Annotated in this window: 32 protein-coding genes and 1 pseudogene; 8 read left to right on the top strand and 25 right to left on the bottom strand. The window is 38.0% G+C overall.

Translation table 11 applies throughout. From position 1 onward, the window contains the following. Window positions 1-32: 32 nt before the first annotated feature. The 4 genes from Q5760_RS11710 to nikR all read right to left on the bottom strand — a co-directional run bounded on the left by Q5760_RS11710 (window position 33) and on the right by nikR (window position 4,053). Window positions 33-875 carry an ABC transporter permease gene (locus tag Q5760_RS11710; RefSeq protein ID WP_428912334.1) on the bottom strand — a complete coding sequence of 281 codons (843 nt, stop codon included), beginning with the start codon at window positions 873-875 and terminating at the stop codon, window positions 33-35. Between the two features lies 1 nt (window position 876). Then, on the bottom strand, window positions 877-1,872 hold the full coding sequence (locus tag Q5760_RS11705) for an ABC transporter permease (protein ID WP_428912333.1): 996 nt from the start codon (window positions 1,870-1,872) through the stop codon (window positions 877-879). Between the two features lies 1 nt (window position 1,873). Next, on the bottom strand, window positions 1,874-3,457 hold the full coding sequence (locus tag Q5760_RS11700; protein ID WP_428912556.1) for an ABC transporter substrate-binding protein: 1,584 nt from the start codon (window positions 3,455-3,457) through the stop codon (window positions 1,874-1,876). A gap of 176 nt (window positions 3,458-3,633) precedes the next feature. Continuing rightward, window positions 3,634-4,053, bottom strand: coding sequence for a nickel-responsive transcriptional regulator NikR (gene nikR, locus Q5760_RS11695; protein WP_428912332.1), 420 nt, complete (start codon window positions 4,051-4,053; stop codon window positions 3,634-3,636). A 299-nt stretch (window positions 4,054-4,352) separates the two neighbouring features. Between nikR and Q5760_RS11690 the strand changes: the two genes are divergently transcribed. Next, complete coding sequence (locus Q5760_RS11690; RefSeq protein WP_428912331.1) at window positions 4,353-4,574, top strand: DUF5342 family protein; 222 nt, start codon at window positions 4,353-4,355, stop codon at window positions 4,572-4,574. Between the two features lie 327 nt (window positions 4,575-4,901). Here Q5760_RS11690 and Q5760_RS11685 read toward each other — a convergent pair whose 3' ends face one another. Genes Q5760_RS11685 through Q5760_RS11655 form a run of 7 tightly spaced genes read right to left on the bottom strand, consistent with a single transcriptional unit; the run spans window position 4,902 to window position 9,858 of the window. After that, on the bottom strand, window positions 4,902-5,726 hold the full coding sequence (locus Q5760_RS11685; protein WP_428912330.1) for an urease accessory protein UreD: 825 nt from the start codon (window positions 5,724-5,726) through the stop codon (window positions 4,902-4,904). Window position 5,727: 1 nt separating this feature from the next. After that, window positions 5,728-6,339: an urease accessory protein UreG gene (ureG, locus tag Q5760_RS11680; RefSeq protein ID WP_428912329.1), complete on the bottom strand. Its 612-nt coding sequence runs from the start codon at window positions 6,337-6,339 to the stop codon at window positions 5,728-5,730. Window positions 6,340-6,356: 17 nt separating this feature from the next. Beyond that, window positions 6,357-7,043: an urease accessory protein UreF gene (locus Q5760_RS11675; RefSeq protein WP_428912328.1), complete on the bottom strand. Its 687-nt coding sequence runs from the start codon at window positions 7,041-7,043 to the stop codon at window positions 6,357-6,359. Next, window positions 7,036-7,491, bottom strand: coding sequence for an urease accessory protein UreE (gene ureE / locus Q5760_RS11670; protein WP_428912555.1), 456 nt, complete (start codon window positions 7,489-7,491; stop codon window positions 7,036-7,038). Before ureE ends, Q5760_RS11675 begins: the two co-directional genes overlap by 8 nt. A gap of 10 nt (window positions 7,492-7,501) precedes the next feature. Continuing rightward, window positions 7,502-9,214 (bottom strand): urease subunit alpha, encoded by a 1,713-nt coding sequence (ureC, locus tag Q5760_RS11665; RefSeq protein ID WP_428912327.1) that lies wholly within the window; start codon window positions 9,212-9,214, stop codon window positions 7,502-7,504. Next, complete coding sequence (locus Q5760_RS11660) at window positions 9,211-9,534, bottom strand: urease subunit beta (RefSeq protein ID WP_428912326.1); 324 nt, start codon at window positions 9,532-9,534, stop codon at window positions 9,211-9,213. Before Q5760_RS11660 ends, ureC begins: the two co-directional genes overlap by 4 nt. 21 nt (window positions 9,535-9,555) lie before the next feature. After that, complete coding sequence (locus Q5760_RS11655) at window positions 9,556-9,858, bottom strand: urease subunit gamma (RefSeq protein WP_428912325.1); 303 nt, start codon at window positions 9,856-9,858, stop codon at window positions 9,556-9,558. A 278-nt stretch (window positions 9,859-10,136) separates the two neighbouring features. Between Q5760_RS11655 and Q5760_RS11650 the strand changes: the two genes are divergently transcribed. Continuing rightward, window positions 10,137-11,081 (top strand): urea transporter, encoded by a 945-nt coding sequence (locus Q5760_RS11650; RefSeq protein WP_428912324.1) that lies wholly within the window; start codon window positions 10,137-10,139, stop codon window positions 11,079-11,081. A gap of 105 nt (window positions 11,082-11,186) precedes the next feature. On the opposite strand, the gene Q5760_RS11645 is transcribed toward Q5760_RS11650, so the two are convergent. Next, on the bottom strand, window positions 11,187-11,405 hold the full coding sequence (locus Q5760_RS11645; protein WP_428912323.1) for a hypothetical protein: 219 nt from the start codon (window positions 11,403-11,405) through the stop codon (window positions 11,187-11,189). 194 nt (window positions 11,406-11,599) lie between these two features. Then, window positions 11,600-12,295 carry a hypothetical protein gene (locus tag Q5760_RS11640; protein ID WP_428912322.1) on the bottom strand — a complete coding sequence of 232 codons (696 nt, stop codon included), beginning with the start codon at window positions 12,293-12,295 and terminating at the stop codon, window positions 11,600-11,602. Window positions 12,296-12,604: 309 nt separating this feature from the next. On the opposite strand from Q5760_RS11640, the gene Q5760_RS11635 reads away from it, so the two are divergent. Then, window positions 12,605-13,447, top strand: a complete 843-nt coding sequence (locus Q5760_RS11635; RefSeq protein WP_428912321.1) for an SDR family oxidoreductase — start codon at window positions 12,605-12,607, stop codon at window positions 13,445-13,447. Window positions 13,448-13,477: 30 nt separating this feature from the next. Here the strand turns inward: Q5760_RS11635 and Q5760_RS11630 are convergent. After that, window positions 13,478-13,684 (bottom strand): annotated as a pseudogene (locus tag Q5760_RS11630) (sodium:solute symporter family transporter); the annotation flags it as partial. A gap of 616 nt (window positions 13,685-14,300) precedes the next feature. Here Q5760_RS11630 and Q5760_RS11625 point away from each other — a divergent pair. Together Q5760_RS11625 and Q5760_RS11620 are read left to right on the top strand one after the other, a co-directional pair. Then, window positions 14,301-15,005, top strand: a complete 705-nt coding sequence (locus Q5760_RS11625) for a DUF421 domain-containing protein (protein WP_428912554.1) — start codon at window positions 14,301-14,303, stop codon at window positions 15,003-15,005. A gap of 352 nt (window positions 15,006-15,357) precedes the next feature. Next, window positions 15,358-16,149 (top strand): LysM peptidoglycan-binding domain-containing protein, encoded by a 792-nt coding sequence (locus tag Q5760_RS11620; protein WP_428912320.1) that lies wholly within the window; start codon window positions 15,358-15,360, stop codon window positions 16,147-16,149. Window positions 16,150-16,275: 126 nt separating this feature from the next. Here Q5760_RS11620 and Q5760_RS11615 read toward each other — a convergent pair whose 3' ends face one another. Together Q5760_RS11615 and Q5760_RS11610 are read right to left on the bottom strand one after the other, a co-directional pair. Beyond that, window positions 16,276-16,923, bottom strand: coding sequence for a peroxiredoxin-like family protein (locus Q5760_RS11615; RefSeq protein ID WP_428912319.1), 648 nt, complete (start codon window positions 16,921-16,923; stop codon window positions 16,276-16,278). Between the two features lie 234 nt (window positions 16,924-17,157). After that, window positions 17,158-17,733 carry a TetR/AcrR family transcriptional regulator gene (locus Q5760_RS11610; RefSeq protein WP_428912318.1) on the bottom strand — a complete coding sequence of 192 codons (576 nt, stop codon included), beginning with the start codon at window positions 17,731-17,733 and terminating at the stop codon, window positions 17,158-17,160. A gap of 262 nt (window positions 17,734-17,995) precedes the next feature. Between Q5760_RS11610 and Q5760_RS11605 the strand changes: the two genes are divergently transcribed. After that, window positions 17,996-18,331: a hypothetical protein gene (locus Q5760_RS11605; RefSeq protein ID WP_428912317.1), complete on the top strand. Its 336-nt coding sequence runs from the start codon at window positions 17,996-17,998 to the stop codon at window positions 18,329-18,331. A 72-nt stretch (window positions 18,332-18,403) separates the two neighbouring features. Continuing rightward, entirely contained in the window at window positions 18,404-18,685 is a 282-nt protein-coding gene (locus tag Q5760_RS11600; RefSeq protein WP_428912316.1) for a hypothetical protein, read from the top strand. Between the two features lie 174 nt (window positions 18,686-18,859). Here the strand turns inward: Q5760_RS11600 and Q5760_RS11595 are convergent, their stop codons facing one another. Further along, a complete protein-coding gene (locus Q5760_RS11595) occupies window positions 18,860-19,846 on the bottom strand; it encodes a Gfo/Idh/MocA family protein (protein WP_428912315.1) in 987 nt (328 codons plus the stop codon). Window positions 19,847-20,315: 469 nt separating this feature from the next. Between Q5760_RS11595 and Q5760_RS11590 the strand changes: the two genes are divergently transcribed. Further along, the gene (locus tag Q5760_RS11590; protein ID WP_428912314.1) at window positions 20,316-20,789 is read left to right on the top strand and encodes a hypothetical protein; all 474 of its coding nucleotides are present in this window, start codon (window positions 20,316-20,318) and stop codon (window positions 20,787-20,789) included. Between the two features lie 197 nt (window positions 20,790-20,986). Here the strand turns inward: Q5760_RS11590 and Q5760_RS11585 are convergent, their stop codons facing one another. The 8 genes from Q5760_RS11585 to Q5760_RS11550 are packed head-to-tail and all read right to left on the bottom strand — an operon-like array spanning window position 20,987 to window position 25,856. Further along, window positions 20,987-21,499, bottom strand: coding sequence for an undecaprenyl-diphosphatase (locus Q5760_RS11585; protein WP_428912313.1), 513 nt, complete (start codon window positions 21,497-21,499; stop codon window positions 20,987-20,989). Between the two features lie 60 nt (window positions 21,500-21,559). Continuing rightward, entirely contained in the window at window positions 21,560-22,360 is an 801-nt protein-coding gene (locus Q5760_RS11580; RefSeq protein WP_428912312.1) for an alpha/beta fold hydrolase, read from the bottom strand. 55 nt (window positions 22,361-22,415) lie between these two features. Continuing rightward, on the bottom strand, window positions 22,416-23,276 hold the full coding sequence (locus tag Q5760_RS11575; protein WP_428912311.1) for a DUF421 domain-containing protein: 861 nt from the start codon (window positions 23,274-23,276) through the stop codon (window positions 22,416-22,418). 30 nt (window positions 23,277-23,306) lie between these two features. Next, on the bottom strand, window positions 23,307-23,513 hold the full coding sequence (locus Q5760_RS11570) for a DUF1657 domain-containing protein (RefSeq protein ID WP_428912310.1): 207 nt from the start codon (window positions 23,511-23,513) through the stop codon (window positions 23,307-23,309). 12 nt (window positions 23,514-23,525) lie between these two features. Continuing rightward, a complete protein-coding gene (spoVAE, locus tag Q5760_RS11565; RefSeq protein ID WP_428912309.1) occupies window positions 23,526-23,876 on the bottom strand; it encodes a stage V sporulation protein AE in 351 nt (116 codons plus the stop codon). After that, window positions 23,873-24,889, bottom strand: coding sequence for a stage V sporulation protein AD (spoVAD, locus tag Q5760_RS11560; RefSeq protein WP_428912308.1), 1,017 nt, complete (start codon window positions 24,887-24,889; stop codon window positions 23,873-23,875). The genes spoVAE and spoVAD overlap by 4 nt, the downstream gene beginning before the upstream one ends. Next, on the bottom strand, window positions 24,889-25,368 hold the full coding sequence (gene spoVAC, locus Q5760_RS11555) for a stage V sporulation protein AC (RefSeq protein ID WP_428912307.1): 480 nt from the start codon (window positions 25,366-25,368) through the stop codon (window positions 24,889-24,891). The genes spoVAD and spoVAC overlap by 1 nt, the downstream gene beginning before the upstream one ends. 17 nt (window positions 25,369-25,385) lie before the next feature. Next, window positions 25,386-25,856: a YhcN/YlaJ family sporulation lipoprotein gene (locus tag Q5760_RS11550; protein ID WP_428912306.1), complete on the bottom strand. Its 471-nt coding sequence runs from the start codon at window positions 25,854-25,856 to the stop codon at window positions 25,386-25,388. Window positions 25,857-25,924: the final 68 nt, after the last annotated feature.

The following is a 25,924-nucleotide window of genomic DNA, read 5'->3' as shown; positions in this document are numbered from 1 at the left end:
ATCCTAGTCTAGGGAAACATTTCTCATTAAAATTAATCATCATCTCTAACAGGTTCGATCATCTTTCTAAGATTTTCTCCCATGACATCAAAGGTCCGAACGATCATGAGTAAACATAGTCCCGGAAAAAAGGCAAGCCACCACATACCTGAAGACAAATATCTCATCGATTCAGAGAGAATGATTCCAATCGCTGGTTGATGTGGAGATAACCCTAAACCTAAAAAGGTTACAGCCGCTTCATGTAAAATCGTATGTGGGAATAGGAGCAAAAACCCTACTAATATTTGCGGAACGATATGTGGGAAAATGTGATGTAGTGCAATCCACAATCGAGATTTTCCCATTTTCTGAGAAATCTGTACAAACGGTGCTGAACGAATCTGCATGACTTCTGCTCGAATAACACGTGCAAGACTTGGCCAATGGGTGAAGGCAATTCCCATGACAATCCCTTTAAATCCTCCACCTAACGTAAAAGCAATCAGAATAAGGGTAACAAGATGTGGAACACTGAGAAAAAGATCAATGAGCCATGATATCAGACGGTCAACGACTTTTCCCATTGTTGCAGCAGTGATCCCGAGGAGCAGTGCGATGAACGTACTTCCAATAGCTCCAATCAATCCAACCCCCATACTTAAAGAAAGTCCCATCATCGTACGGGTAAACATATCTCTCCCTAACCAATCCGTACCAAATAAATGGTCTAAAGATGGAGGCGAATTTCTCTCGTGAAGATTCGTGGCTATTCTCCCTTCATCCAGAAACATACTACTAGATACCACACCCATTAAAAAAATAATAGCCAGTAGGAGGGTAAGAAAGATTCGAATCCTTCGATTCAAAATAAATTCTCTAAGACTCGTAATCATTTTACCCCTCCCTTCTCGTTCTTGGATCTACAAAGTGATAGATGATATCAGCAACTAGATTTCCTATAAAAACAAATAACGTACTAAAAATGACAATTCCTAATAGAAGCGGAACATCTCCCCGTAAACCGGCTTCTACTGTCGCCTGCCCAAGACCTGGATAAGAAAAAACTTGCTCAGCTAGCACCGCTCCACCAAATAATTCACTAAAAGAAGCAAATTGTAAGGTAATCGCTGGTAAAGCAATATTGCGTAAACCATGTCTCCAAAACAATATAAAACCACGTTCCCCCCTTGCCCTTGCAAACAACACATAATCACTAGAAAGAACGTCTAGCAACTTTTGGCGCGTATGTAAGGCCACATTCGCAACCCCTACAATACTAAGGGTAAGGGCTGGAAGAATCAGATGTGTGATTCGATCGATTAGGGTGACATCCTCTTCAAGAACTCCCGTTGGAACGCCTAAGCCGATTGGAAACCACCCTAGCCATACGGCAAAAATCATGAGCATCACAAGACCCATCCAAAAGGTTGGAGTCGAAGCCAGTGTGTAACAATACCATGTAATGATTCGGTCCACCAAAGTGTTTTTTTTCATCGCCGCAATTACACCCATTGTGAATCCAATGATTCCTGATAACCCCCATGCCGTTAGCATGAGAGCAAGAGAATGCAAGAACCGCTCACCGATAATTTCTGTAACTGGACGGCGCAAAATCATGGAGACCCCCATGTCCCCTGTTAACAACGCAGAACCCCAATTCAAAAATTGTGTCATAATCGGTTGATTTAGTCCCCAATACTGAGCAATTCTTTCCCTTTGCTCTGGTCCTACATTTAACATATCTGCACCGATATAGGCTTGAATAGGATCAATGGGTGAGTTCTTTATCAGTAAAAAAGAAATGAAACAAATGGCAACTAACAAAGTTGCCATTCTTATAGTTTTGAATAAAAGAAAGTTTGCTAGCTTTCTAACTCTACTTTTTTTCACCTTACTCAACCCATTTCCATTCTTCAATATTGTGTGTCACAGGCCAACCATGACCGTGTGGATGAATTCTTTGTTTTCCAATAGAGAGACCGTCTTTCACTAAGTACAAATGGTCCAAGTTTACCAGCCATGCCCACGGAGCGTCCCCTTTTGCACTTAAACCCGTTGTTCCATCCCATTGTGCTTTTTTCCAATATTCGATTGCTTCTTGTGAATCTGTCGCAGTTAAAGCTTTCTCCAAATATTCATCTACTTGTTTATTTTGATAAAACCCCGTATTGTAATAGTCGATTCCAGCCGTTTTGCTGCTATATACGGTATATATTTCATGGGGATCATGACTTCCCCATCCCATCATGACAGCATTTGAATGCATCTTCTGTTCAATGGTATCCCAACTTGCTCCTTCGACTTTTATGTGAATTCCTAAAGGTTTCATCATATCCGCAACAGATATCGCAAGCGATTGTCTAATATCATCTTCCGCTGGATAATATAATTGAAACTCCGCTTTCAAAGATCCTTTTTCTAAAATTCCGTCACCATCCTTATCCAACCATCCAGAATCTTTTAAGACTTGCTTTGCACCTTCTATATCTCCATCCTTAAAAACCGTTTCCGGATTCCACCAAGGTAAACCATCAACAGAAGTGTAGGCTTTCGAACCATACCCTTCTAGTACACCGTCAATCAGCAGTTGTCTGTCTACGGCTATATTAATCGCATGACGGATGGCCCGATCGGCAGTTACATCGTTTCCAATGGAGAAACCCTCTTCCGTCAAGTTTCCAGATTTCACGTATGGAAACACAATCCCACGGTTATCAACTGATTTTACTTTTTCTAACCTCATGCCAGGCACTTGTTGCATGCTAAAAGAAGCTGGAATGGCTGCAACATCCACTTCTCCTGCTCCAGCAGCAGCAAATGTAGCGTCCTCGTTTAAAAACAAAAAGGTTATTTTTTGAAAATATGGCTTTTTCCCATAGTATTCAGGATTCGCTTTGACCATAAGTTGTTGGCCCTTATCCCACTGAACAAGTTGATATGGACCTGAACCAATCGGATTTTCTCCATAATCTTTTCCGTAAGCATGTTTCGGGACAATTCCGGTTTCAATTAATGTGTTCATGAAGGTGGATTGTGCCTTTTTAAGTGTAAATTTGACTGTCGTGTCATTTACGGTTTCTACTTTCTCTAATATATTTAAATCAACCACGGATCCTTTGTGTAAGGCGGTTTCAAAGGTGAATTCAACATCATGTGCGGTTAATGGTTTTCCATCTGAGAAGGTTACATCATCACGTATAAAAACAGTCCAACTTTTACCATCTTCACTCATTTCGTAATGGGTGGCAAGGTCGTTGGTCACATTAAGATCATGATCCCTTTTGAATAATGTACTTTGGAACAATGGCGAACCGTAACGTCCCCATCCCGTCGTGGGATCAAACCCTGAATCCGGCTCTCCCCCAATGGAAAGGACAAGTTCATCCTTTTTTCCCCCTTCTCGTTGACTGGAATGGGATGGAGTACAGCCTGTTAGAATAATAGACAAGGAAAAAATAACTACGAAAGCGATCATTCCAATCCATTTTTTCAACTTCTATTCCCTCCCTTACTCGAATTTTTCCAAATCATTTAACCCTGTTTCGCTTCTAAATTGGTGACGTAAATTGACTATTCATATAACCCTTTCAGATCGAATTATACGTAATGTAAAGGTATTTTTTTTACAACGGGAGTAACCCTTTTTCTGCATTAAACTTGTTCTACAGGCGCTACTGTAAACTTTCCATATGCCACTCCTTTGAGGCTTATCAACTTATGGCTGAGTTGCTGGATATCCCTTGCTTTACCTTTAACGACAATCAGTTCTAGGCAACTCTCATGGTCTAAATGGAAGTGTGTAGTGGCTATAATTAAATCGTGCACATGATGCTGAAGGTTTGTCAGTTCTTCAAGTAGATTCCGTTGATGATGGTTATAGAATAAGAGAATACTACCTGCCACAGGTTGTTCACTTTCTTCCAATGTTTGTTGAACAAGTGCATCACGGACAAGATCACGAACCGCTTCAGAACGATTTTCATAGCCCCTTTGTTTGACTAAAAGGTCAAATTTTCGAAGCAAGTGACCTTCCATTGAAACACCAAATCGTTTTAATCTGGAGTCTTCCAACTTAGAACCTCCTTTCTTTCATGTTTTGGATTTTTATGTAAGTAACACGATTTCCAAGATTAGTATCACGTATATATACGCTAAATAGTATGTTGATATGTGGAAATTATTCTTATTAAATCTCCTCTTAAAAACATCCATCCACGTTTTGCTTGCATACCTCTAAGTTAAAATTCTCATTGAATTTTAATCTTTCTCTTTTCTTTTTCTAATCTCGGGTAGTTATTCTTTTAACTAGAGAACAGACATAACAAATAAAAATAACGATAAATCACACAAAAATGAGGAGGTTGTTTATTTTGTTTAATCATTTTGAACTAGAAAAGAAGATGTTTGAGGGTCAATTTCATGAAAGATATCAGTTTTCATTACATTATAAGGAAAAACAGTATAAAGGAATTTATCATCATGGGGATATTACTTGGTTTCATCCTCTTCCTCTAAACGACCTGAAGGAAGAACAGTTAACTACTATGGAGGAAGAAGTTCACAAAAGAATGCAGGATTCCTTATCTGTTTAAGATTTAGAGGAAGATAAAAACAGAAGTTACGTTTGTGGACAATTCGTGGTCGCTGATAAATCGTTAGACTTAAGAGCTCGTATCTTTTTTGTCTACATGCCGTAAAAAAAGGAAGTAGATACCTACTAGATGTAGAGGATCTACTTCCTTTTGATTTACTATTAACTTCTTCAGTAATTGGAGATGGATCTTATGGAATCCTAAATGTTTAGATGGGAGCATCGCCCTTCATCAATCAGATTAAATAGGAAGCAGGAGACTAGCCTGCCGTTTGATGAAATCGATCGATACCATCTATGAAACGCTCAGAACCGTCCCCCTGTTTCACTAATATTTTCGTAAGAAGCTTGGTTTTTTGTTAAACCATTCTTGGCTTAGCAGTTGGTGTATCTCAGTGATTATTCTTTCGATGTTTTGTGTGGTATTGGCTAGTACTCGTAGGGTAAATCCTGGGATTGGTAGTAAGGATACTCCTATTTTCCATTCTTTTGACTGTTTGGGAATCTCCTGATATAACCGATCTAGGAATTCAGCATTCATGTTTTCATGAATGACAATCATCGAACCAAGATGAGAATAGCCTTCCATATAACCTAGACCCTTCATATCTTGATAAGCTGGATTTAATTTAATATGATCAAATGCCACCAGCTCATTTTCCATATAAATTTCATTTATCAGTTGAAGTGTGTCGTAACTGAATTTTTCACCATTCGCTGACCATCCTGGGGTGATAATATCTGAGTATAAAAGGGTGCATCCTTTTTCCATATGGATCACTGTTTTTTGTTTATACCGAGCATCTTGATAGCCGATCAGTGGATCGGGAATATATTCGAGATAACTTCCATCCTTTAAATGAAATTCTACTTCTTGATACGCAAGTGAACGAGGCGTCTTATAGATTTTGGTTGCTGATTGCGTGGTTAAGGTCAGTTTCGCTTGTTTTTCTAACACTACTTTCATTTGATAGCGATCCCCGTCTAAATATCCTCCGCCCGGGTTTAAAAGATAGTAACAGGCTTGACCAGATTCATCATGATAAATGGGACGCATCACTTTAAAGGCCCCCTGGAAATACACATTCTTTGCCACGGTCTTTCCATTTCTTTCTTCTGCGCCTAAACGCAAAACTCCTGTCCAATCCTCCATCTTATTCAAGTCCTTTTAATAGTGCATGTTTCTTAATCCAATCAATGACTTGATCAAGACCGGTGTTATCTTTTAAATTGGTAAAAACAAATGGCTTATCTCCACGAAAAACCTTAGTATCCGATTCCATGACTTCCAAGCTTGCTCCAACAAAAGGCGCTAAATCAGTTTTATTAATGATAAACAAATCCGATTTGATCATACCTTGTCCGCCTTTACGTGGAATTTTTTCCCCTTGAGCCACGTCAATAATATAAATGGAAAAATCAACAAGTTCAGGGCTGAAGGTAGCTGCCAAGTTATCGCCGCCACTCTCTACAAAAATAAGCTCCACATCTGGGTGCTTTGCCTTTAATTCATCAATGGCTGCAAAATTCATCGAAGCATCCTCACGTATGGCTGTATGAGGACAACCTCCTGTTTCTACACCAATGATACGATCTGCGGGCAGCACTCCATGATTCATTAGAAATTTTGCATCTTCTTTTGTATAAATATCATTTGTCACAACAGCCATGCTGATTTCATCTTGTAAATGGCGCGTTAATTTCTCAACTAACATTGTTTTTCCTGCACCTACAGGTCCACCAACACCAATCTTAATGGGTTCCATCACTACACTTCCTTTTTTTAAGACATAAAAATACGGATATTCACACGTTCATGGATCATTTGAGATAATTCTAGACCTGGCGAAACCATTCCAAAATCCTCTTCATCTAAACGTTGAATTTTTTCAGTTGCTTCTATTAATGCATCTTGAAATTCCTGAATGATCCTCTGTCCGGCGGTTTGCCCTAACGGAATCGCCCGAACGGCATTTTGAACCAGACTTGAAATGGTAGAATACAAATAATACAAAATCGTTGTTGATTGTGGTACTTCAAGATGATGACCTACCATCGTAAACACAATCGCAGGAGACCCAAACGATTGCTTTTGATTGATTCGCTCCCGATAAACCTTAAGAATCGGAATATCATAAAGGGATTCAACAAGGTTGAGCATCCGTTCCCCTATTCTTTGAGTTCCCTCTCTCGTTTCACGCGGTAGGTTTTGAACCGTAAGCATCCTGTCTATTTTCCACACTTTTTGTAGATCTTCCGTTTCCAATGCTTCATAGACAAGGCGAGAGGCAAGCCCATCTGAATAGATGAGCTGCTCGTGCACATACGTATAAAGCCATTGAAAAAAGGTTTCTCCATCATGAATTTTATTTTCTTGAATATAGCTTTCAAGACCGTATGAATGACTAAACGCCCCTGTAGGGAAATTTGAATCACATAGTTGGAATAACGATAAACTATTTTTATTCATGGCTATGTCCTATATGGCGAAACGCCTGTTTAACCTTTCTGTCTTCACGTTTGAAAGGAATTTGTAAATCTTGAAGTAATTCTTCTACGAGATAATCATACTGAACCAGCATTACATCCTCTTCAAATTGGGCTGGCATGTGGCGATTCCCTAATTGATGGGCAATTGTCCCCATCTCCTTTAAACTACGAGGTTGGATGACCAATAAGTCATCCGATAGAACATCAATCATAATTAAATTTTTATCATCCATATAGAGAACATCACCAGCCATAAGGTCTCGTGGTTCTTTTAAACGGATCCCAATTTCTTTCCCGTGATCGGTCGTTACTCGCTGAATCCGTTTCACTAAATGGGCGCTTTCAAGATGAACTTTTTCAATATGACGATTGATAATTTCTTCTTTTTCCATATTTTCAATATTTGTTACGATTTGCTCGACTATCAATTTCTTCACCTCAGAATAGGAAATATCGCTGTCCCATTGGTACCCAATCAACAGGGTCACATGTAATTAATTCACCGTTTACCTTTACCTCATAGGTTTGTGGATCAACGGTGATTTCAGGAGTTTCGGAATTCAATTTCATATCCTTTTTCGTTAATTTCCGAATGCCTCGAACCGGAAGAATGATTTTTTGCAATCCCAGCTTTTCATGGACGTTGTCGTCATAAGCGGCTTGTGAGATAAACGTAATATTCGAACTAGAAAGACCTTTTCCAATTTGTGCATACATCGGACGAGAAATAACCGGCTGTGGTGTTGGAATCGATGCGTTCGAATCTCCCATCAACCCTTCTACGACAAAGCCATTTTTAAGAACCATTTCAGGCTTTACTCCGAAAAAGGCTGGGTTCCAAATAACAAGATCCGCAATTTTTCCTACTTCAATCGATCCAACATATTCTGCTATCCCATGAGTGATCGCAGGATTAATGGTATATTTGGCTACAAAACGTTTTGCTCGATTATTATCACAAAGTTCACGGTCTCCTTCTAGGATCCCTCTTTGCTTTTTCATTTTGTCCGCAACTTGCCATGCTCGTAGAATGACTTCACCAACTCGCCCCATTGCTTGTGCATCTGAACTCACCATACTGAATACACCCATATCTTGAAGAATATCCTCAGCAGCGATCGTTTCACGTCTAATTCGTGAATCAGCAAAAGCTAAGTCTTCAGGGATCGATGGATTTAAATGGTGACACACCATTAACATATCTAAATGCTCATCAATGGTATTAACCGTATAAGGTAAAGTCGGATTCGTCGAAGATGGTAGAACATTCAAAAACCCGGCTGATTTAATTAAATCCGGGGCATGACCACCGCCTGCGCCTTCCGTATGATACATATGTATCACGCGATCTTTAAGAGCTGCCATCGTGTTTTCCACAAATCCGCTTTCATTTAAGGTATCTGCATGAAGGGCGACCTGCACATCGTACTCGTCTGCCACACGTAATGCATGGTCAAGGGCTGATGGAGTGGCTCCCCAGTCTTCATGAACCTTCAATCCAATCGCACCTGCACGGACTTGTTCTGCAAGAGGTTCTTCTGTTGCCGCTTGTCCTTTTCCTGTAAATCCAACATTAATCGGCAATCCTTCGGCGGCTTGTAGCATTCGATGAATATTCCATTCACCTGGAGTGACCGTTGTCGCTTTTGATCCTGCAGCAGGACCTGTTCCTCCTCCAATTAAAGTGGTCAGTCCTGATGCTAATGCAGTTCGAACCTGTTCTGGATTAATAAAGTGAACATGGGTGTCGATTCCACCGGCGGTTACAATCATTCCTTCGCCCGCAATAATTTCTGTGCCTGCACCAATGACAATATCCACTTTATCCATGACAAGCGGATTTCCAGCCTTTCCAATCCCGGCAATTTTTCCATCACGAATCCCAATATCAGCCTTATAGATACCTGTGTAATCTAAAATAACAGCATTGGTGATGACGACATCAGCTATTCCGTCACCTCTTGTAGCTAATGGATGCTGCCCCATACCATCGCGAATAACCTTTCCGCCTCCAAATACAACCTCATCCCCATACGATGTGTAATCTTTCTCCACTTGAATGATGATGTCTGTATCAGCTAAGCGAATCGAATCTCCTGTCGTTGGACCATACATTTGAGCGTATTGCTTTCTTGACATCTTAAAACTCATTGGTTAGCCCCCTTTTCTAAGGATCCATCCACTTTATTATTAAAACCATACACACGGCGTTCACCAGCGTAAGGGATCAGTTCGATTTCTTTTTCATCGCCAGGCTCAAAACGAACAGCAGCTCCTGCTGGAATGTTGAGTCGTTTTCCAAATGCCTCTTCACGGTTGAATTGAAGGGATTCGTTCACCTCATAAAAATGATAATGTGAACCTACCTGAATAGGGCGATCCCCTGTATTGATGACCGTTACTGCATTTATAGGTCTACCCGCATTAATCACAATGTCTTCCTCTTTTAAAAATAATTGTCCCGGTTCCATTTTCATGCCTCCGATTTATTTTTATTTAACTGGACTATGTACGGTCACTAGTTTTGTTCCATCTGGAAAGGTAGCTTCTACTTGAATATCATCAAGCATTTCTGGAATCCCTTCCATTACATCATCTCGTGACAAAATGGTTGTTCCATATTCCATCAATTCCGCCACTGTTTTTCCATCCCGTGCGCCTTCTAATACTTCATAGGTAATCAAGGCAACCGCTTCAGGATAGTTTAATTTTAATCCTCTTTCTTTACGGCGTTTGGCAAGGTCTGCGGCAACCACAATCATGAGCTTGTCGATCTCACGTGGTAATAATTGCATGGGAAAACCTCCTATTATTTTGAATACTTGCAATGAAATGATCTCAACATATAAAGCATGACCAAAAACAGGAAATCTAATCCAAGATAAAAGGAATTTAATGGTTTTTAATAAGAAAAGTTTCTCAACTTAATTGAACAGTTTAGATAAATAATTTGATCCCTCATTTTGCAAACTAAGCTTAATAGATTCTTCTTGAATCATTCTGTTATGAAATGATCCAAACAACGATCTATAAAAAAGAAATCATCGTCATTTTGAAAAGGAGCTAATGATATATGAAAACAGATCAACGAACATCATTAAGGGATGGTGTCTTTTTTTCTTTTATAACAGCATCTCTTAAAGGAATCTCTCAAGTCATTTTAATTGATCATGCGATCTCTGGACTGCTCATCCTAATTGCCATCACGATTGGTTCCTACTATTTAGGAATCATTGCTCTGTTATCTGCCTTCATTGGTACTTTGGTGGGAATGTGGGGAGGTGCGGATAAACAGAGCATCGATCAAGGTTTGCTCGGATATAATTCCGTGTTAACCGGTATGGCACTGGTATTATTTTTAGATGGTTCCTCTAGGTGGATGATTGCATTGGTAGGGGCAGCTCTAGCTGCTGTTTTTACAGCAACGATGATTCATTTTATGAAGAGAAAAGAAATACCCATTCTTACATTCCCCTATATTATTTTGACATGGTTTATCTTGCTGTCTTCCTACAAATTGAAAGGGATTAAGTTGAGTGCTGAATTAGCACCTCAAAATTTGGCCCATTGGGAATTAGATATTGCCGGAGAAATCAATTTATTGGAAGGAATCTTTAATGGAATTGGACAAGTATTTTTTCTAGATAACGCCATTTCAGGAATCATCATTTACATAGCTGTATTTTTGGCGGGAAAAAAGCTGGGATTTTATGCAATCATAGGCAATATAGTGGCGATCCTCATTGCCTATTTTTTAGGTGGGGAACATTCTTTAATCGTTTTGGGACTTTATGGGTATAATGCGATTTTAACCATTATTGCTGTATCTGCCGTATTTTCAACTGAACGTAGTCGTTATACTCTCTTATCCGGGATCATCGCTGCGTGCTTAACCGTTCCGATTGCGGCAGGACTGAGTACATTTCTTTTACCGTATGGACTTCCTGTCTTAACCATGCCATTTGTCCTTTGCACCTGGCTGTTCCTAGGCGCAAGAAAAATAATGCCGAATCTTTAAATTTATTTCAAAAAAATAGAAGGGGTTTACCCCCTTCCCTTTACTGTATGACTATTACTATTCTTTGATTTCAAAAATAAATCTGTAGATTTTTTAACAGTCGTCTCAATCCTCTAGGTTATTCATCAAATGTTCATGTATGGAAGATTCAACATGATCAACATGCTCATCTTCCAGTTTCTTTCTCGGTTGTGGATTGAACCATTGAACCTCTCCATTATGAAGGATTCCATTATATTCATCCCCTTGAATGCTCACCTTAAACTTATGACGTTCATGCTTTTGATCTTCAAACATTTTCCCTACCTCAATATGTTCAAACATCCTAACACCTCCCACATGGTTTAAATTCATTACTTCCTAAGTATGTTCACTTTTTAGAAAAAAAAACGTGTGAAACATGGGACAGCTCTGTTGACTCATTATTATAAAATCAAACTGTAAAAACATTAAAGACCTCGTATTATACGAGGATTATCTCGCCATCATTTCGTAACTAGGACGAGTGAGCGTTTCAATTAAGCTCTCCTTGTCGCTTTTACGATTTTGGCTTGAGTCATTTCTATTTTTCCAGGAAGAATGAATAAATAGTCAATTAGGCTTTCTAATAAATCCATCACTAGTGTCGAGGTTTCGTAATCCATTTCAGTTTCTAGTTCGAGCATTCTGAGTAAGGTTTCATTGTCTGCTAAAAGTTGGCTCAGAGATAGAATCGGATTTGCTAAATTAATATGATTAGGCAATGCCTCAAGTTGTTGCGAGATGGACTGTTTTTTGTTTTGCTCCCCTAGAAAATGCTTGAGTATACTTTCAATCACTCGCTTCGACATAACGGCTGTGGCAGAGTTTTCCTTCGACTGATGGACATTAATGGCTGAACGATAGGCCCTGACCAGATCATTTGGGATATTTGGCAAATTCTCTAGTTGATTAATCGTATGTTTGGATGCTTTCAGGTCGTAAAGATACATGTCAGCATGTTCCTCTTGACCCGGTGTGGTCTCCTTCGGCATGATAATAAAAACGGCTGATTTCTTGCAGCAAGGACAGCTGCATTCCGTGATCATACCATTTTTGCTGTTTTGGAAATTAGCAGTAATCGTAAATTCTGTTATTTCTTGGCATTCCGGGCATTCGCATTGGACACTCTTTGGTATTTTCAAATGGCCATACCTCATATAAGCATTAACGAAGCCTGGATGTATCTTTCTCATGACGTAATAGCCTCCCAATTTATCCCGTTTTTGAACATTTCCAATGGTAAATCCATTCAAAAAGATATGGAAACCTGAAACAGAGTGGTTCGTTATCTCGTCCGCAATTGTATTGAAACAAGGGGACGGTTCTCCTGTTTCAACTACTTGATTGAGTTCTATTATAGATATTTTACGATTTAATGGACAACCGTATCATTAATGAACTTTGTGTATTTAGCACATGGTGTAATTAACGTGAATATTTTAAAAAGTAATTTGGGTGTCTTGTGGTAAAATGAATGTAAAATGCCGTTTGAGGGGATTAGGATGAAGAAAAAAAGAGCCATTGTAACCGGGGCTTCTAGTGGGTTTGGTCTGTTGACAGTGATTGAATTAGCGAAAAATGGATTCCATGTGATTGCCACCATGAGGGATCTACATAAATCTGAGCTTTTAATTGAAAAAAGTAAACAAGAAAAGGTATGGGATTCCATTACTATACATGCTCTTGATGTCACATCCAAGGAATCCATTGACATTTTCAAGGAGTATTGTCATCAATTTCCATCGATTGATGTATTAGTCAATAATGCAGGAATCGCGATTGGTGGATTTCATGAGGAGATTACTGTTGAGGATTACCGCTCTCAATTTGAAACGAATTTTTTTGGCGTGATTGCCGTAACACAGGCTATTCTTCCAATGATGCGAGCCCAAAAAAGGGGAAGAATTATTAATATGAGCAGCATTAGTGGCAAAATGGGCTTTCCAGGGCTCTCCCCTTATGTTGCCTCCAAACATGCACTCGAAGGGTACAGCGAAAGTTTGTCTTTAGAGGTTCAACCCTTCGGAATTGATGTGATCTTAATCGAACCTGGCTCTTATCAGACCAATATTTGGAGTTCTGTGGATGAGATCGAAGTGAAGGAGGATTCGGTGTATCACAACTATATGACTTCTCTTTTAACCGTGATGGATGCTGGTAAAAGTAAATATGGAGATCCTATGGATGTCGCAAATTTAATTACTAAAATTGCCTCCCAAAAGAAAAAACCTCATTTTCGGTACCCGATAGGAACTGGAGTGAAGCGAAATCTGTTCTTAAAAAATATACTACCATGGAGAATAATTGAAAAAGTGATGTTACGGGTGATTTTAAAGCATGAATGAAACAGGGGGACGGTTAGTGTGCACCTCTTCTAAGACAAGTGCTACAAACATAATAAGTCTTTGAACAAAATCGGTTAAACTACCCGCTAATAATCCTGCAAATAGCGTATAAGCGACAACTACCCCACCTGTAATTAATACCCCTAATTTATAATCTAAACCAAAGGCCGATTCAAAAAGGACTCCACCCAAAACCATCCCTGCTGATGTGTAAAGGTGACGGAAATAAATATTAATTTGACTTGTACAGAATCATGATAGAATCGGTCACCGCTTATGGCTATCTAACCTACCAAAATATTAAAAAAGATTCACGGGCGTTTAAGGAACATCAATTTGAGAGGACAAGCTTAGAACCCTTTTGTATCAAGGGTTTATTAATTTGGACAAGCAAATATAGACGGTCACCAACTACTATTTGGTTAAAATAATCCTCCCCCTTTTTTAGGCAAAAACTGATAAACCCGATGTAACTTCGTATATTCCATCATTATTCACTTCTACAGATTTATTTTTTCAAGTGGAATGGTCGCTGTTCATGTGGATCCCTGACTGGAGTTCTTTGATGTTAGATCAACCATTTGTACTTGTCCGATTGATTTATGATATCCAATAACTATTCCTTTTAAAGAAAAGTTTCGTTATCTATATCTTTCAAAATGTCCTATTTAATCCGTTATCAGAGCTAACAGCCAATGATAAAAATAAGATGAAGATCCTTTTGTCCAATGTGGGGCTTCCACATTCTTTCTTTTATATATTTAATTGGTTAGAAACAGGTAATCAGATTGCTGCTTTTTGGGCAAATTATCCATGTCATTGTCATTATTTAAGTCCGAAGGGAGTAGGTCAAATGGACTTTTTTCACGGTCAAGAAACACTAACGGCTATCCAATGGGTATTAAGAGCGATAGTAGGCTATTTTTTTATGGTGATGATCGCAAAATTAATGGGACAGCGATCGATTTCACAGCTGAATTTGCTCGATTTTTCGATTGCTGTCGTCATAGGCAATATTATCGCCCACCCTCTGTCCGACGAAGCATTAGGGTTAAAAGGTTCTATGATCACGATGGGTGCACTCGTCCTATTATATGTATCCAGTATTTTCATCCTATTAAAATCAACATTTTTTAGAAAATTCGTTTTGCCTAACCCTTTCCCATTAATAAAAAACGGTCAATTTATTTATAAAAACTTAACGAAGGCTAGAATTTCAGTGGACTACGTATTATCAGAAGCCAGAAAAGAAAAGATTGAGGATCTTAAAAAAATTTCGTTAGCCTTATGGGAGCCTGATGGAACCATTTCATTTTTCATCAGTCCTAATTATCAGGCAGTTACTCGGAATGACTTAAATATTGTAACAGAGCCATTTGATTTTCCCCAAATTGTTGTAAGAGAAGGAAATATTGAAAAATCCGTCCTGCAGCAAGCCGGAAAAGAGGAAAGTTGGCTGCGATCAGCCTTAAAAACAAATCATCATATTGCCCTGGAGGATGTGTTATTAGCAACGATTGATAAGACCGAGCAATTAAAAATCTTCTTATATAAATAACAAGATTTTAGGTTAACAGCCAAAGGTCCCATTAAGGAAAAGAAGCCTATGTTACTCGTATAAGAAAATTGGCATATGGGATCGTTTACGATTGGTTATCAAAATTGGGCGGATTAAGTCTAATCGAATACCGAACTCAATCTAGCCAATAAGCTGTATAATAAAACTCTAAATTTTGGGGTAACCAACTGGGCAACTAATACTTGATGTGCCTTTTTCACGCAAAAATTCGGATCGCTCCTAAAAAAACTCACCATTTTTCAAACCTTTTTTAAAAATAAGAAAACTTTTTGATCTTTTCACAGGTATTCATAGTGAATAACAAAATTTAAACCTATGGGGGTCTATCGTCATGAAAAGTTTACACAAAAAAGGGCTGATTGCATTAGCTTTTACAGTTGGAATTAGTTTTTTGGGAGCAGGAAATGGATTAGCAGCAGGTGATTATGTGATTAAAAAGGGAGATACCCTTTATAGCATCGCAAAGAATCATCATATGAGTGTAGAAGAATTAAAACAGTTAAATAGTTTAAATGGAACTATCATTAAGCCAGGGCAAACCTTAATGGTAAACAAAACGATTACGGTCAAAAAAGGCGATACTCTTTATAGTCTAGCGAAAAAGCATCACACGACGGTTAAAAAGATTAAAGAATTAAATGGATTAACATCAAATTTGATTTATGTGGATCAAAAATTAGTGGTGATTGGAACAAAATCAGATAAAACCGTTACAACCCCAAGTAAACCTAATCAAGAATTTACGATTAAATTGGAGAAAAAATTTAAACTTGAAAAAGAAGAACCCGGAAAAAGCATCCTTCTGTATACACAAGATAAAGATTATTTCGCTCGAATTGAAAACCTTGGTACAACTGTTAGCATGAATGATGTTAAAAATAATGCCAAATTATATTTACAAGCCACTGGTAAAGTGGAAGAAATGAAATCAATCAATAACCCTACTTTCTACAAGGGCGCCAGTTTCCATCTTCATGCCTTTAATAACAAGATTCAACAAAAAATCGTCGTAAAAAAAGTAAATGGAAACTATGTGAAATTTACAATCCATTATCCAAACAAAGAAGAAGCAGAAGCAATTGTTTCGAAAATCTTGAATATGCTTAACACCCTAACATTTTAACAAGGGAGAAAGTAGCGAACCGACACAGGAGGACGGTTCGCTACTACCATCTAGAAATACGTTGTTTCAATGTCAAAAACCCAATAACTTTACAAAGTAAAGCCTATCTTTTTTAGTTTTAAGATATTAATCCAGATTATTTAATGCTTCAACTACCTTGGAAGGATCTTCCCTTTTTGTATAGTCTGGATCTACACTTGCAAGACGAATGCTTCCTGATTCGTCAATAATATAGGTTCCCGGAACCGGAAGCTCCCAAGAATCATTATTATTATAGTTTGGTAGATCAAAGCCAAATTGTTTATAGATTTTAATCAGATAATCCGGCAATTTAAATAGTAAGTTGTAGGATTGGGCAACGTTTCCGTTTGGATCACTTAACACATGAAAATCTAATTCGTTCTTTTCTTTCATTGTGAGTGAAGCGTCTGGTGTTTGTGGACTAACCGCTATTAATTGTGCGCCTGCAGCTTGAATTTCAGGAAGAGCTCGTTGATACGCTCTTAATTCTAGGTTGCAATAGGGACACCATTCACCTCGATAAAAGATTAAGATGACAGGTCCTTTTTTTAATTCTTCAAATAAGGTAATGTCAGCGCCAGTTGCATCTTTCAAAGTAAAGTCTGGTGCTTGTTCATTAACGGTTAACCCTTTCGCTAGTCCAGATTCCGCTAACTCCTTTGTTGCTTGGTCCATTTGTTTTAGAGCCTCAGCAGGCATTTCTTTTAATGCACTTTCTTGGAACTTATTAATCTCTTCTAGTAATGTTGACATACGTGTTGAACCTCCATCGTTTGTGTAATGTGCTAACCAAAAAAACTTGATCAATTCTTATCCATCGAATTGTACCTACCATTTGGTACAATTTATACAGGGGGTTTCCTTAAATCCTATAGGGATCAGACAAATTCGGGTTGTACCTACCATTCGGTACAACCCGAATTTAACATATTATAGGATGATTAACAAGAGAAAAGCTTTATTCTTTGATCTTCACTCCAATACCTCTTATAGTAAGTGATATTGTTTGCGAACGGCCTCGATAACATTTGTTAAAATACTGACATTTTGTTGACTCTTCATTAGTAAAATACCCCCTTCTATCATGGCTACAATTGCTTGAGCATTTTTTAATGAATCCACAGTTGAATCGAGTTGATTTTGTTTAACTATCTCTTCTAAACATTTTTCTACTTCTTGAATCCAACGATTAAAAAAATCCTGAATTTTTAATTGAAAGGTTTCATCATGTTCACTCATTTCAATAGCTAAATTACCTATAGGACACCCGGGTATATCTTCCCTGCCACCATGGTATGTGATGATCCAATCTAGCATTTTATTTAATTTTATTTTAGGACTTTCTGATAATTGAAGAATATTTAAAATGAGTTGATGATCCCATTCCTGAATGATATTCTCAATAACGGCCAGTCCAAGATCGTATTTGGAAGAAAAATAATGATAAAATTGTCCTTTTCCAATTGAAGCAGCCTGGAGGATATCACTGATCGATGTTGCTTGATACCCTTTAGAATGGATAATACCTGTTGCGATCGAGATAATTTCTTGCTTTTTAGACATTTATACACACCTTTAGATTTTTATTTTTACCTATATTATAGAGTATAATAGTAACCATTTAAATTAAATACACTTATTTTTTTAATGAAACAGGGGGACGGTTCTCACGTTGCAAATGGATGATAGGCAATGAAACAGCGAGAACCGTCCCCCTGTTTCAATTGATTCATAAGCCTTTTTAATTAATCTTATACACTTGTCCATACACCTTTTTTATTTTTTTAATAAGATAACATGAACAAAAAGAAAGGAGGAATTTATAATGAGTAGAGTTTGGAGAAATCAAGACATTTTTGGACGTAGTGGTAAAAATCGTTCAAACAATGAAAATGAGGTAGACGTCGATAATGAGTTAGAAGCTGAAGCTAGAGCAGATGCTGATGCAGAAAATGATACAGATGTAGATGTAAAAGATAAAAACGTAAATAGTGCACGCGCTCGTATTTCCAATAGCGGAAACTCTAAAGTCGATATAGACATTAAAGTTGACAGTGATTCACGTGCAAGAGTACGCGCTAGATCCGATGCTGATGCTGATCAGGATCAGGACCAAGATCAGGATCAAAGACAGAGACAAAGACAAGATTTCGATTTATAAGCTTTGGCTACAGGAAAATGATTTCAGGGATACTATTCTTATAGTATCCCATTTAAGTAAAGGAGGTAAAATATGGATCCTCGAGGAAGAAATAAACTGGAAACCATTATCGGACATAGCGGAAACTCGGATGTAGACCTAGTCGTTAATGTTGATATCGATACAAAGGCCATTGCCTATGGAATGTTATGTAGTTTATATGCAAAAGGTGAATTAACGGAGCAAGAATTGGAACGGGCAGTTCGAAAGCTTGATAAGTTAATAGAAAGAGATAACCATAAAAAGAGAACAGAGCCTGGAGATACAAAAGAGAGTAGAGTAAAGCTATTCCAATTTCCTAATCGATTGCGTTAATTTTCTCCCCCCTCTATTGTCATAAATACTTAGGTAGATGAAACAGGGGGACGGTTCTCACCGTTCCCTACTATTTTCCATCTATTAAACACAGGGAGCATTTCCTGTTGCTTTCCTATTTCCAATTGCTTCATTGCAAATAATTAGGAAACAGTAAGAACCGTCCCCGTGTTCCTACTTACGATCAGCTGGAAAAACGATCCCACTTTGTTGCCGTGCTTCTTCCATAATTTCTGCTGCTATTAAGGAATTCTGATGTGTATTAATGGTGGGCTCTAGCTGTCCTTTCTTGATGAGCTCGATAAATTCTTTTACTTCGTAATACATGGTTTCTTTCTTTTGTGGGAGAGTGATGTTTTCGGTTATCCCATTTCGATATCGAATGTCTACTCTCCCAGGTTGACTGATTTGATCAATGATGATATTCCCGTTTTCTCCTTGAATTTCTGAAGGCATCGTGGAATTGGTGATTTTTGAATACATGACCACCGCTTCCATATCTCCATAATTCATGACAATGCTTCCTTCCCCATCTACCCCTGTTTCCAATAAAACAGAGTTTGCCTTGATTTGAGATGGCTTACCAAATAAAACAACCAATGGATAAATACAATAAATGCCTAGATCCATTAAAGCCCCATTTGAAAACTTGGGATTAAAGGCATTTAGTACCTTTCCGTTCAAGTAAGCATCGTACCGAGATGAATATTGACAATAATTCGCTACATACCGACGAATCCTGCCTATTTTAGCCATATGTTCACTAATTGCTTGAAAGTTTGGCAGAAGGGTCGTTTTTAACGCCTCCATTAAAAGAACACGATTCTGTTTCGCCGCTTCCACCATTTTTCGGATTTCCTGAGAAGTGGAAGCCATCGGTTTTTCACATAAAACATGTTTACCATGGTTCATGCAAAGAATTGCTTGCTCTGCGTGAAACGAGTTGGGACTTGCAATATACACCGCATCCACATGATCACTTTTTGCCATACTTTCTAAATCTGTATATCGATAAGGAATTTGGAACTCTTCTGCAAATTCATTTGCCCGTTCCTCCGTTCGAGAATACACCGCCACTAAAGAAAAATCATCGATCTCTTTCGCAGATTTAATAAATTTCTCTGTAATCCAATTTGTACCAATTACTCCAAAACGTATCATCTCTACACTCCTTTCCGTACTAAAAAATAGTATAATACTTTTCTGATGAAACAGGGGGACGGTTCTCACTGTTTCAAAAGGATTGGGTACAATGAAACAGTGAGAACCGTCCCCCTGTTTCACGAACAAAATCATGACTTCCACATATTTTATAAATATCGTGGTTGGTTTTATTACGATAAAACCAGCCTTCCTTTTTATAATCAAGCTATGTAAAAAATTGGAGGTATTGATTTTGTTCAACAGCTTTTATCATCTGAATTATACGGTAGCACCCTACTGGCTCAATTCAGAAACAGCATTTCATCACTCATATAACACACTAGGCTATGGTAACATGAATCCTCATCGAGTTCACCATTCAAACTTGTCTAGGAACAATCAAATTCCCATCATTCCAGATTGGTTATTTCATACTATTCGCAGTAAATTTCGATACCCTGAGAAAGTGAAACGCGAGGACATCAACATGTTTAAATTGAACATGAAGCAGACTCCAAGTGAACAAATTGGGGCCTTTTATAACATGGATAACAACAACGGCATCCTCGTCCTTTTTGAAAAACAAGGCAATCACTATCAAAAAGTATATGAGAAGGATATGGTGGTGGAGGGAATTAAGATTATAGGAATTTTAGAATACAATCAAATATTGGTTGTAACTGGTGGAGGAGGAGGCACGGGAATTTGGGAAACGTATCATTATGTTGTCCGTTATACTCCAAAGGGATATATAGAGGTTTGGGAAGGAATTCACACCAAACGATTCCAAAACCCACTAACTAAAGAACGAATTGAACAGCACGGGATGTTGGACTTCGATAGTGGCGGCAAGGATCTGTATTATGCCTTGCTGCCAAGTGATCCGACTCTGGTCAGCACGTTTCAACATTTTAAATATAACGAACAAAAAATGAAGTATGAGTTGCACAAAACGTATTGATTCTGTGAAACATAAGGACCATTTTAATTAATGAAAACGAGTAGTATTTCCATGTTTTAACGTAAATACTACCCTTTTTCCATTGCTTTTTGTGGGACGTTTCCTGTTTCCTGTTAACCTATTAAATACAAGAGTGCTCATTAAACTTAAACTGACACCGTTCACGATCATAAAATATTAGAACCCCCTCGATATGGTTACTCTTGCCGACGACAATCCCTACGTGAAATTTTTTCTAATATGGTGCTAGTCATAGCGGCGATAAAGGCGCTGCCGATAATATCAGATGGATAATGATGCCCTACCCAAATACGGGAGAAACCCGTCAAAACCGATAATGCCGACATAATCAAACCGAGGACACGATCATATAGAAAAATAGTAGTTGAAATAGCAAATACGAGCATTGTATGTTTACTTGGAAAGGTTGAATCCGTTTTTGAAGGAATAAGGATGCCCACCCTTTTGTTTACAAATGGACGTGGTTTAAAATAGCACAACTTTATTAAAGTATAGATGAACCATGTTATTCCCATCGATTTTACCGCATGACAAGACACTTTTTTGTAAGAAGCGTTTTTAAACCACATGAAAATCAACACAAAAAGGAACACATAACGAACCTTATTTGTGATCCATATCATCAGAAAATCAATTGGAGAACAACGTCCAGAAAACCGATTTATTACCTTAAATAGTTTATTGTCCATAAAGAATCTCCTAACTCTATCGATAAAAAATAAAATTCTCTACATTGAAAAAAGTATGTTTTAAATCTCAAAGAGATTTTCATCTCCTTTTCTCCCCCTAAATGCCAAAATAAATTCGGATATCAAACTATTTAATTCTGTAGCAGACTTTGTAGGAATTTGATGCTTTTCATCAATAAACTTCAATTGATTATAGGGTAATTTTTCATGTAAGATCTTGGCGTATTTATGAAACGTTTTATCTTTTTTACCATAAATAAGTAATATAGGGTGATGAATCCTATCTAACTGATGGGTACACCTATAGCGCAGACTATAAGAATAATACTGCTTAATATTTCTTGAATCTCCTTTTAGTGACTCTCTATACATATGTCGAAAATTTTCTTTTGTATTTGAATTTCCCCATGAAATGGCTAATCCCAACAAACCGATCATTCTTGGTTTCGAGAGCAAACTGGCCATCGAAATTCTTTTCTCTAGATACCAATCACTAACCTCAGACATCCCGCTAATGACGATGCCTCCCAATGCCCGATCAGCATATGATTGTAAAAATTCAAATACAATGGAACCCCCGGTTGAATAACCGCAAAGAAAAGCTTTATCGATCTCTAGAGAATCCAACAGATTTTTGATATCTTCAACAATGATCGAATACGTAATAGGTTCAGTTGAATACGGGCTTCTTCCGTGACCTCGAATATCAAAGGTGATTACTCTAAAATGTCTAGATAATTCATCTACTTGATAGTCGAAATTGGCACTTGTGAGTAATGGAGGATGAATAAAAACAACCGTAGGTCCCTCTCCATTATCCTTATAAAAAAGCCTGATACTATCCAAATCCAAAAAAGGCATATGCTAACACCTCAATAGTCAAAATCGTTCTGAATACACGTTATCATTGATTTAATTATATCTTTAAAATTGGTGCTACTTTTTCAATCATTTCTTGTAACTTAAGACTATTTTTACTATACATTTGTTTCGCTTCATCTAAATCAGTACCAAGAGCAAACAATTCTAAGTCAGCTTGACATTTTTTCATTGTTGAAAGAATTAACGGTCTTTCCTTGGAAGATGCAACTTGCAACTGATCATCAAAGAGATCAACGGTTAACTCGCCATATGAATTAATTTGTCCAAGAAATACATTTTCAACCGTAACTCCTAATTTATCTAACTCCGTATGCAACCAACCACGACTAAATCCAATAGTGGAAAGTGGTTCATCCATGATTAATCCATCCATGATCACGGTCTGAGGCTCTTTAATGGAAGGTGACTTTATACGTAAATCCTTTGCTGTTAAAGGTTGATTTTCTTTTTTTAACATGACAGATAAATCTCCTGTTGCCTCTAATACAGCAAATTCTACATCTGATACTTGAAAAACATTCTTCTTTCGTAGTAATTCCAATAACTCGTCTGTCGTGTATCTTTCCTTTTTTAAATTATCCTCCATAATTTTTCCATCTTTTATAAATACGGTTGCTTTCCCTTCTATAAAATTACGAAAACCCTTGCTTTTTAAGGAAAACAAACCCGCTAAAAACGGGATCGTAGCAAAAATAATAATGGCAATGATTCCATGAAAAATGTTTCGTTCAAGTCCAATAGCTACTTCAGCACCAATGTTTCCAATGGATATACCGGTAACATATTCGAAGAAAGAAAGCTCAGAAATTTGCTTTTTCCCTAACCATTTGGTTATAAAAAATAAAACAACAACAAAGAGCACTGACCGTACAGCAATATCTACCCATCCGAGCACTTGTTGACACCCCCGATACATTTCATTGATCTAGAAACCTTTATACTGAGGTTCCTCTCTTTCGAGTTTTCCAACTCTTTCTTTTAAATCTTTTGTTATTTCGTGTACCACCATCATCGCCTCGTGCAAGGTACGCTTTGATTCATCATCAAGAGTCATTAACGCTAAATTTGATAGACTTGCTTCTACTCCTTTTAGACTTGCATAACATTGTTTGACTTCTGAACCAATCGTCATCCGATCATCTCCTTATCCTTTTGGTCTAAATATCAATGCACCTATCATTCCAAAAATAATCGCTGCTGAAATACCTGAACTAGTAACTTCAAACATCCCTGTGAGTACGCCAACTAATCCATGTTGTTCTGCTTCTTGCATCGCTCCATGTACGAGTGAATTTCCAAAGCTTGTAATTGGTACCGTTGCTCCAGCCCCAGCAAAGTCAATCAAGGGTTCATATAAACCAAATCCATCTAAAATAGCACCCATTACTACAAGAGCACTAAGTGTATGCGCTGGTGTAAGTTTAAACACATCAAACATGACTTGGCCAATGACACAAATCAAACCACCTACTGTAAAAGCCCAAAAATAAGTCATGATCTCTCACCCCCATATTCAATCGACACGGCATGTGCGATGCATGGGATGGTTTCATTTTGTTGAAAAGACAGCGGAGATAGTAAAGCCCCTGTAGCGACGACCAACATTCTGTTAAATTCTCCTTTTTTCATGCGGTTTAATAAATGACCATACACGACAGTTGCTGAACATCCTGCACCACTTGCCCCAGCAAGAACTGGTTGACCTTCCCGATAAATCATAAGACCACAATCTTGATACTGTCTTTCCCCTATAGAAGTACCGTGTTTTTGAAAAAGGTCCAAGGAAACTTCACGACCGATTTTTCCAAGATCTCCAGTTACGATTAGGTCGTAATACGAAGGGTCCACATTACGTTCTCTTAGGTGAGCTTCAATTGTATCTACAGCAGCTGGCGCCATAGCCCCTCCCATATTAAATGGATCGGTCAGACCCATATCAATCACACGACCTATTGTGGCAGAAGTGACACGAGGTCCATCCCCAACGTCACTTAGTAAGGCTGCACCTGCACCGGTGACAGTCCACTGTGCCGTAGGAGGTTTTTGTCCACCATATTCAGTTGGATAACGAAATTGCTTTTCAACAGCTGTATCATGACTGGAAGCTCCTGTTAGCAAATACTTAGCCCCCTTTGTGTTTACAATATAGGCACCTAGAGCCAACCCTTCCATAGAAGTTGAACAGGCACCAAATAAACCAAAATAAGGCGCTCCAATGGTTCGGCTCGCAAAACTTGTTGGTGTTATTTGGTTGATTAGATCCCCTGCAAGAATAAACTGAACTTGGTCTTTTTGAATTCCCCCTTTTTCCATCGCTTTTTGACAAGCTTCTTCAAAAAGAACTTTATGTGCTTTTTCATAAGACTCCTGTCCAAGCCATAAATCGGCATGAAGATGATCAAAATCTTCTGAGATAGCCCCATTCGCTTCGAATGGTCCTCCAATGGTTCCAGTGGAGATAATGACAGGATTTTGTTCAAAAATCCAAGTGCGATGCCCAGCAAGCATTATAAACCACCCCACTGGATTAAGATGGTTTTAATAAGAGCTATAACGAAAGCGGAAAATACACCAAATAAAATGACCGCCCCTGCCAATTTAAACATATTGCCGCCAACGCCTAGCACAAATCCTTCTGTACGGTGTTCCATGGCAGGAGATATAACCGCATTACCAAAGCCCGTTACGGGTACAGCAGTCCCAGCTCCTCCAAATTGGGCCATTCGGTCATATACGCCAAAGCCGGTAAGAAGTAACGTAATAAAGATCAAAGTACCCACCGTCGGATTTCCGGCTGTTTGCTCCGTAAAATCAAAATAATAAATATAAAAGTCTGAAATTAATTGACCAATTAGACAAATAAATCCTCCCGTTAGAAAGGCTTTTATACAATTTTGGAAAACGGGTCTCTTGATTTCTCGTTGATTTTGTAATTCTTGGTATTCCTGTTGAACAGGGGTTAGTTGTTTCTTTTGTTTGTTGGACATAGATTGATCCTTCCTTTTTAGGTTTGTTCCTTCATAAGATTTTTCAGTTTATCCAAATCCTTTTTTACGTTTTTCTTTTTCGGATTGTCTTTTTGTAACCTTTGTTCTATTTTTTCAAGTTCCCAGAACATTTTTTTATCAGCCGAAACAAAAACATGATGATCTGGATACTTTTTTTCTAAGTCAGATTTCACTGACTTCTCGATATTTTTTAATCGGAAACGGTTGAAGTTTTCTACTTTTATTGCTACTACAAGTTCCTTATCTACATTCACAGCCTTTACATTTGAAATTTCTTCCTTTGTGATGATTTTTTCTTTTGCGTGATTGGCAACGGATTGATCACTTGCCTTATTTGTATGTACTTTAGAAATGTTTGAATTTTGATTCTCCCCTATTTGTTTCTGGTTATCGGTACAACCAGTTCCTAAACTCATGATGATCAAAAACAAAAGAAAAGTTGGCCATTTGAGTATTTTGTTGTTCATGAAATCACCCCCATGTTTTACCACCTTATGAAGGCTTAAAAAAGGTTGGCCTCTTAACCAACCTTTTC

It is taken from the genome of Niallia sp. Kr1 (assembly GCF_050389805.1).
Taxonomy (GTDB): Bacteria; Bacillota; Bacilli; order Bacillales; family Cytobacillaceae; genus Bacillus_BD.
This window is presented reverse-complemented; position numbering and strand designations above follow the sequence as displayed.

Coding starts and splice junctions, on each gene's coding strand:
- Q5760_RS11710 (WP_428912334.1), bottom strand. CDS start 875: ATGATTACGAGTCTTAGAGAATTTATTTTGAATCGAAGGATTCGAATC.
- Q5760_RS11700 (WP_428912556.1), bottom strand. CDS start 3,457: ATGATCGCTTTCGTAGTTATTTTTTCCTTGTCTATTATTCTAACAGGC.
- Q5760_RS11685 (WP_428912330.1), bottom strand. CDS start 5,726: ATGGAGGATTGGACAGGAGTTTTGCGTTTAGGCGCAGAAGAAAGAAAT.
- ureG (WP_428912329.1), bottom strand. CDS start 6,339: ATGGAACCCATTAAGATTGGTGTTGGTGGACCTGTAGGTGCAGGAAAA.
- Q5760_RS11675 (WP_428912328.1), bottom strand. CDS start 7,043: ATGAATAAAAATAGTTTATCGTTATTCCAACTATGTGATTCAAATTTC.
- ureC (WP_428912327.1), bottom strand. CDS start 9,214: ATGAGTTTTAAGATGTCAAGAAAGCAATACGCTCAAATGTATGGTCCA.
- Q5760_RS11660 (WP_428912326.1), bottom strand. CDS start 9,534: ATGGAACCGGGACAATTATTTTTAAAAGAGGAAGACATTGTGATTAAT.
- Q5760_RS11655 (WP_428912325.1), bottom strand. CDS start 9,858: ATGCAATTATTACCACGTGAGATCGACAAGCTCATGATTGTGGTTGCC.
- Q5760_RS11650 (WP_428912324.1), top strand. CDS start 10,137: ATGAAAACAGATCAACGAACATCATTAAGGGATGGTGTCTTTTTTTCT.
- Q5760_RS11645 (WP_428912323.1), bottom strand. CDS start 11,405: ATGTTTGAACATATTGAGGTAGGGAAAATGTTTGAAGATCAAAAGCAT.
- Q5760_RS11640 (WP_428912322.1), bottom strand. CDS start 12,295: ATGAGAAAGATACATCCAGGCTTCGTTAATGCTTATATGAGGTATGGC.
- Q5760_RS11635 (WP_428912321.1), top strand. CDS start 12,605: ATGAAGAAAAAAAGAGCCATTGTAACCGGGGCTTCTAGTGGGTTTGGT.
- Q5760_RS11625 (WP_428912554.1), top strand. CDS start 14,301: ATGGACTTTTTTCACGGTCAAGAAACACTAACGGCTATCCAATGGGTA.
- Q5760_RS11620 (WP_428912320.1), top strand. CDS start 15,358: ATGAAAAGTTTACACAAAAAAGGGCTGATTGCATTAGCTTTTACAGTT.
- Q5760_RS11615 (WP_428912319.1), bottom strand. CDS start 16,923: ATGTCAACATTACTAGAAGAGATTAATAAGTTCCAAGAAAGTGCATTA.
- Q5760_RS11610 (WP_428912318.1), bottom strand. CDS start 17,733: ATGTCTAAAAAGCAAGAAATTATCTCGATCGCAACAGGTATTATCCAT.
- Q5760_RS11605 (WP_428912317.1), top strand. CDS start 17,996: ATGAGTAGAGTTTGGAGAAATCAAGACATTTTTGGACGTAGTGGTAAA.
- Q5760_RS11600 (WP_428912316.1), top strand. CDS start 18,404: ATGGATCCTCGAGGAAGAAATAAACTGGAAACCATTATCGGACATAGC.
- Q5760_RS11595 (WP_428912315.1), bottom strand. CDS start 19,846: ATGATACGTTTTGGAGTAATTGGTACAAATTGGATTACAGAGAAATTT.
- Q5760_RS11590 (WP_428912314.1), top strand. CDS start 20,316: ATGTTTAAATTGAACATGAAGCAGACTCCAAGTGAACAAATTGGGGCC.
- Q5760_RS11585 (WP_428912313.1), bottom strand. CDS start 21,499: ATGGACAATAAACTATTTAAGGTAATAAATCGGTTTTCTGGACGTTGT.
- Q5760_RS11580 (WP_428912312.1), bottom strand. CDS start 22,360: ATGCCTTTTTTGGATTTGGATAGTATCAGGCTTTTTTATAAGGATAAT.
- Q5760_RS11570 (WP_428912310.1), bottom strand. CDS start 23,513: ATGACGATTGGTTCAGAAGTCAAACAATGTTATGCAAGTCTAAAAGGA.
- spoVAE (WP_428912309.1), bottom strand. CDS start 23,876: ATGACTTATTTTTGGGCTTTTACAGTAGGTGGTTTGATTTGTGTCATT.
- spoVAD (WP_428912308.1), bottom strand. CDS start 24,889: ATGCTTGCTGGGCATCGCACTTGGATTTTTGAACAAAATCCTGTCATT.
- spoVAC (WP_428912307.1), bottom strand. CDS start 25,368: ATGTCCAACAAACAAAAGAAACAACTAACCCCTGTTCAACAGGAATAC.
- Q5760_RS11550 (WP_428912306.1), bottom strand. CDS start 25,856: ATGAACAACAAAATACTCAAATGGCCAACTTTTCTTTTGTTTTTGATC.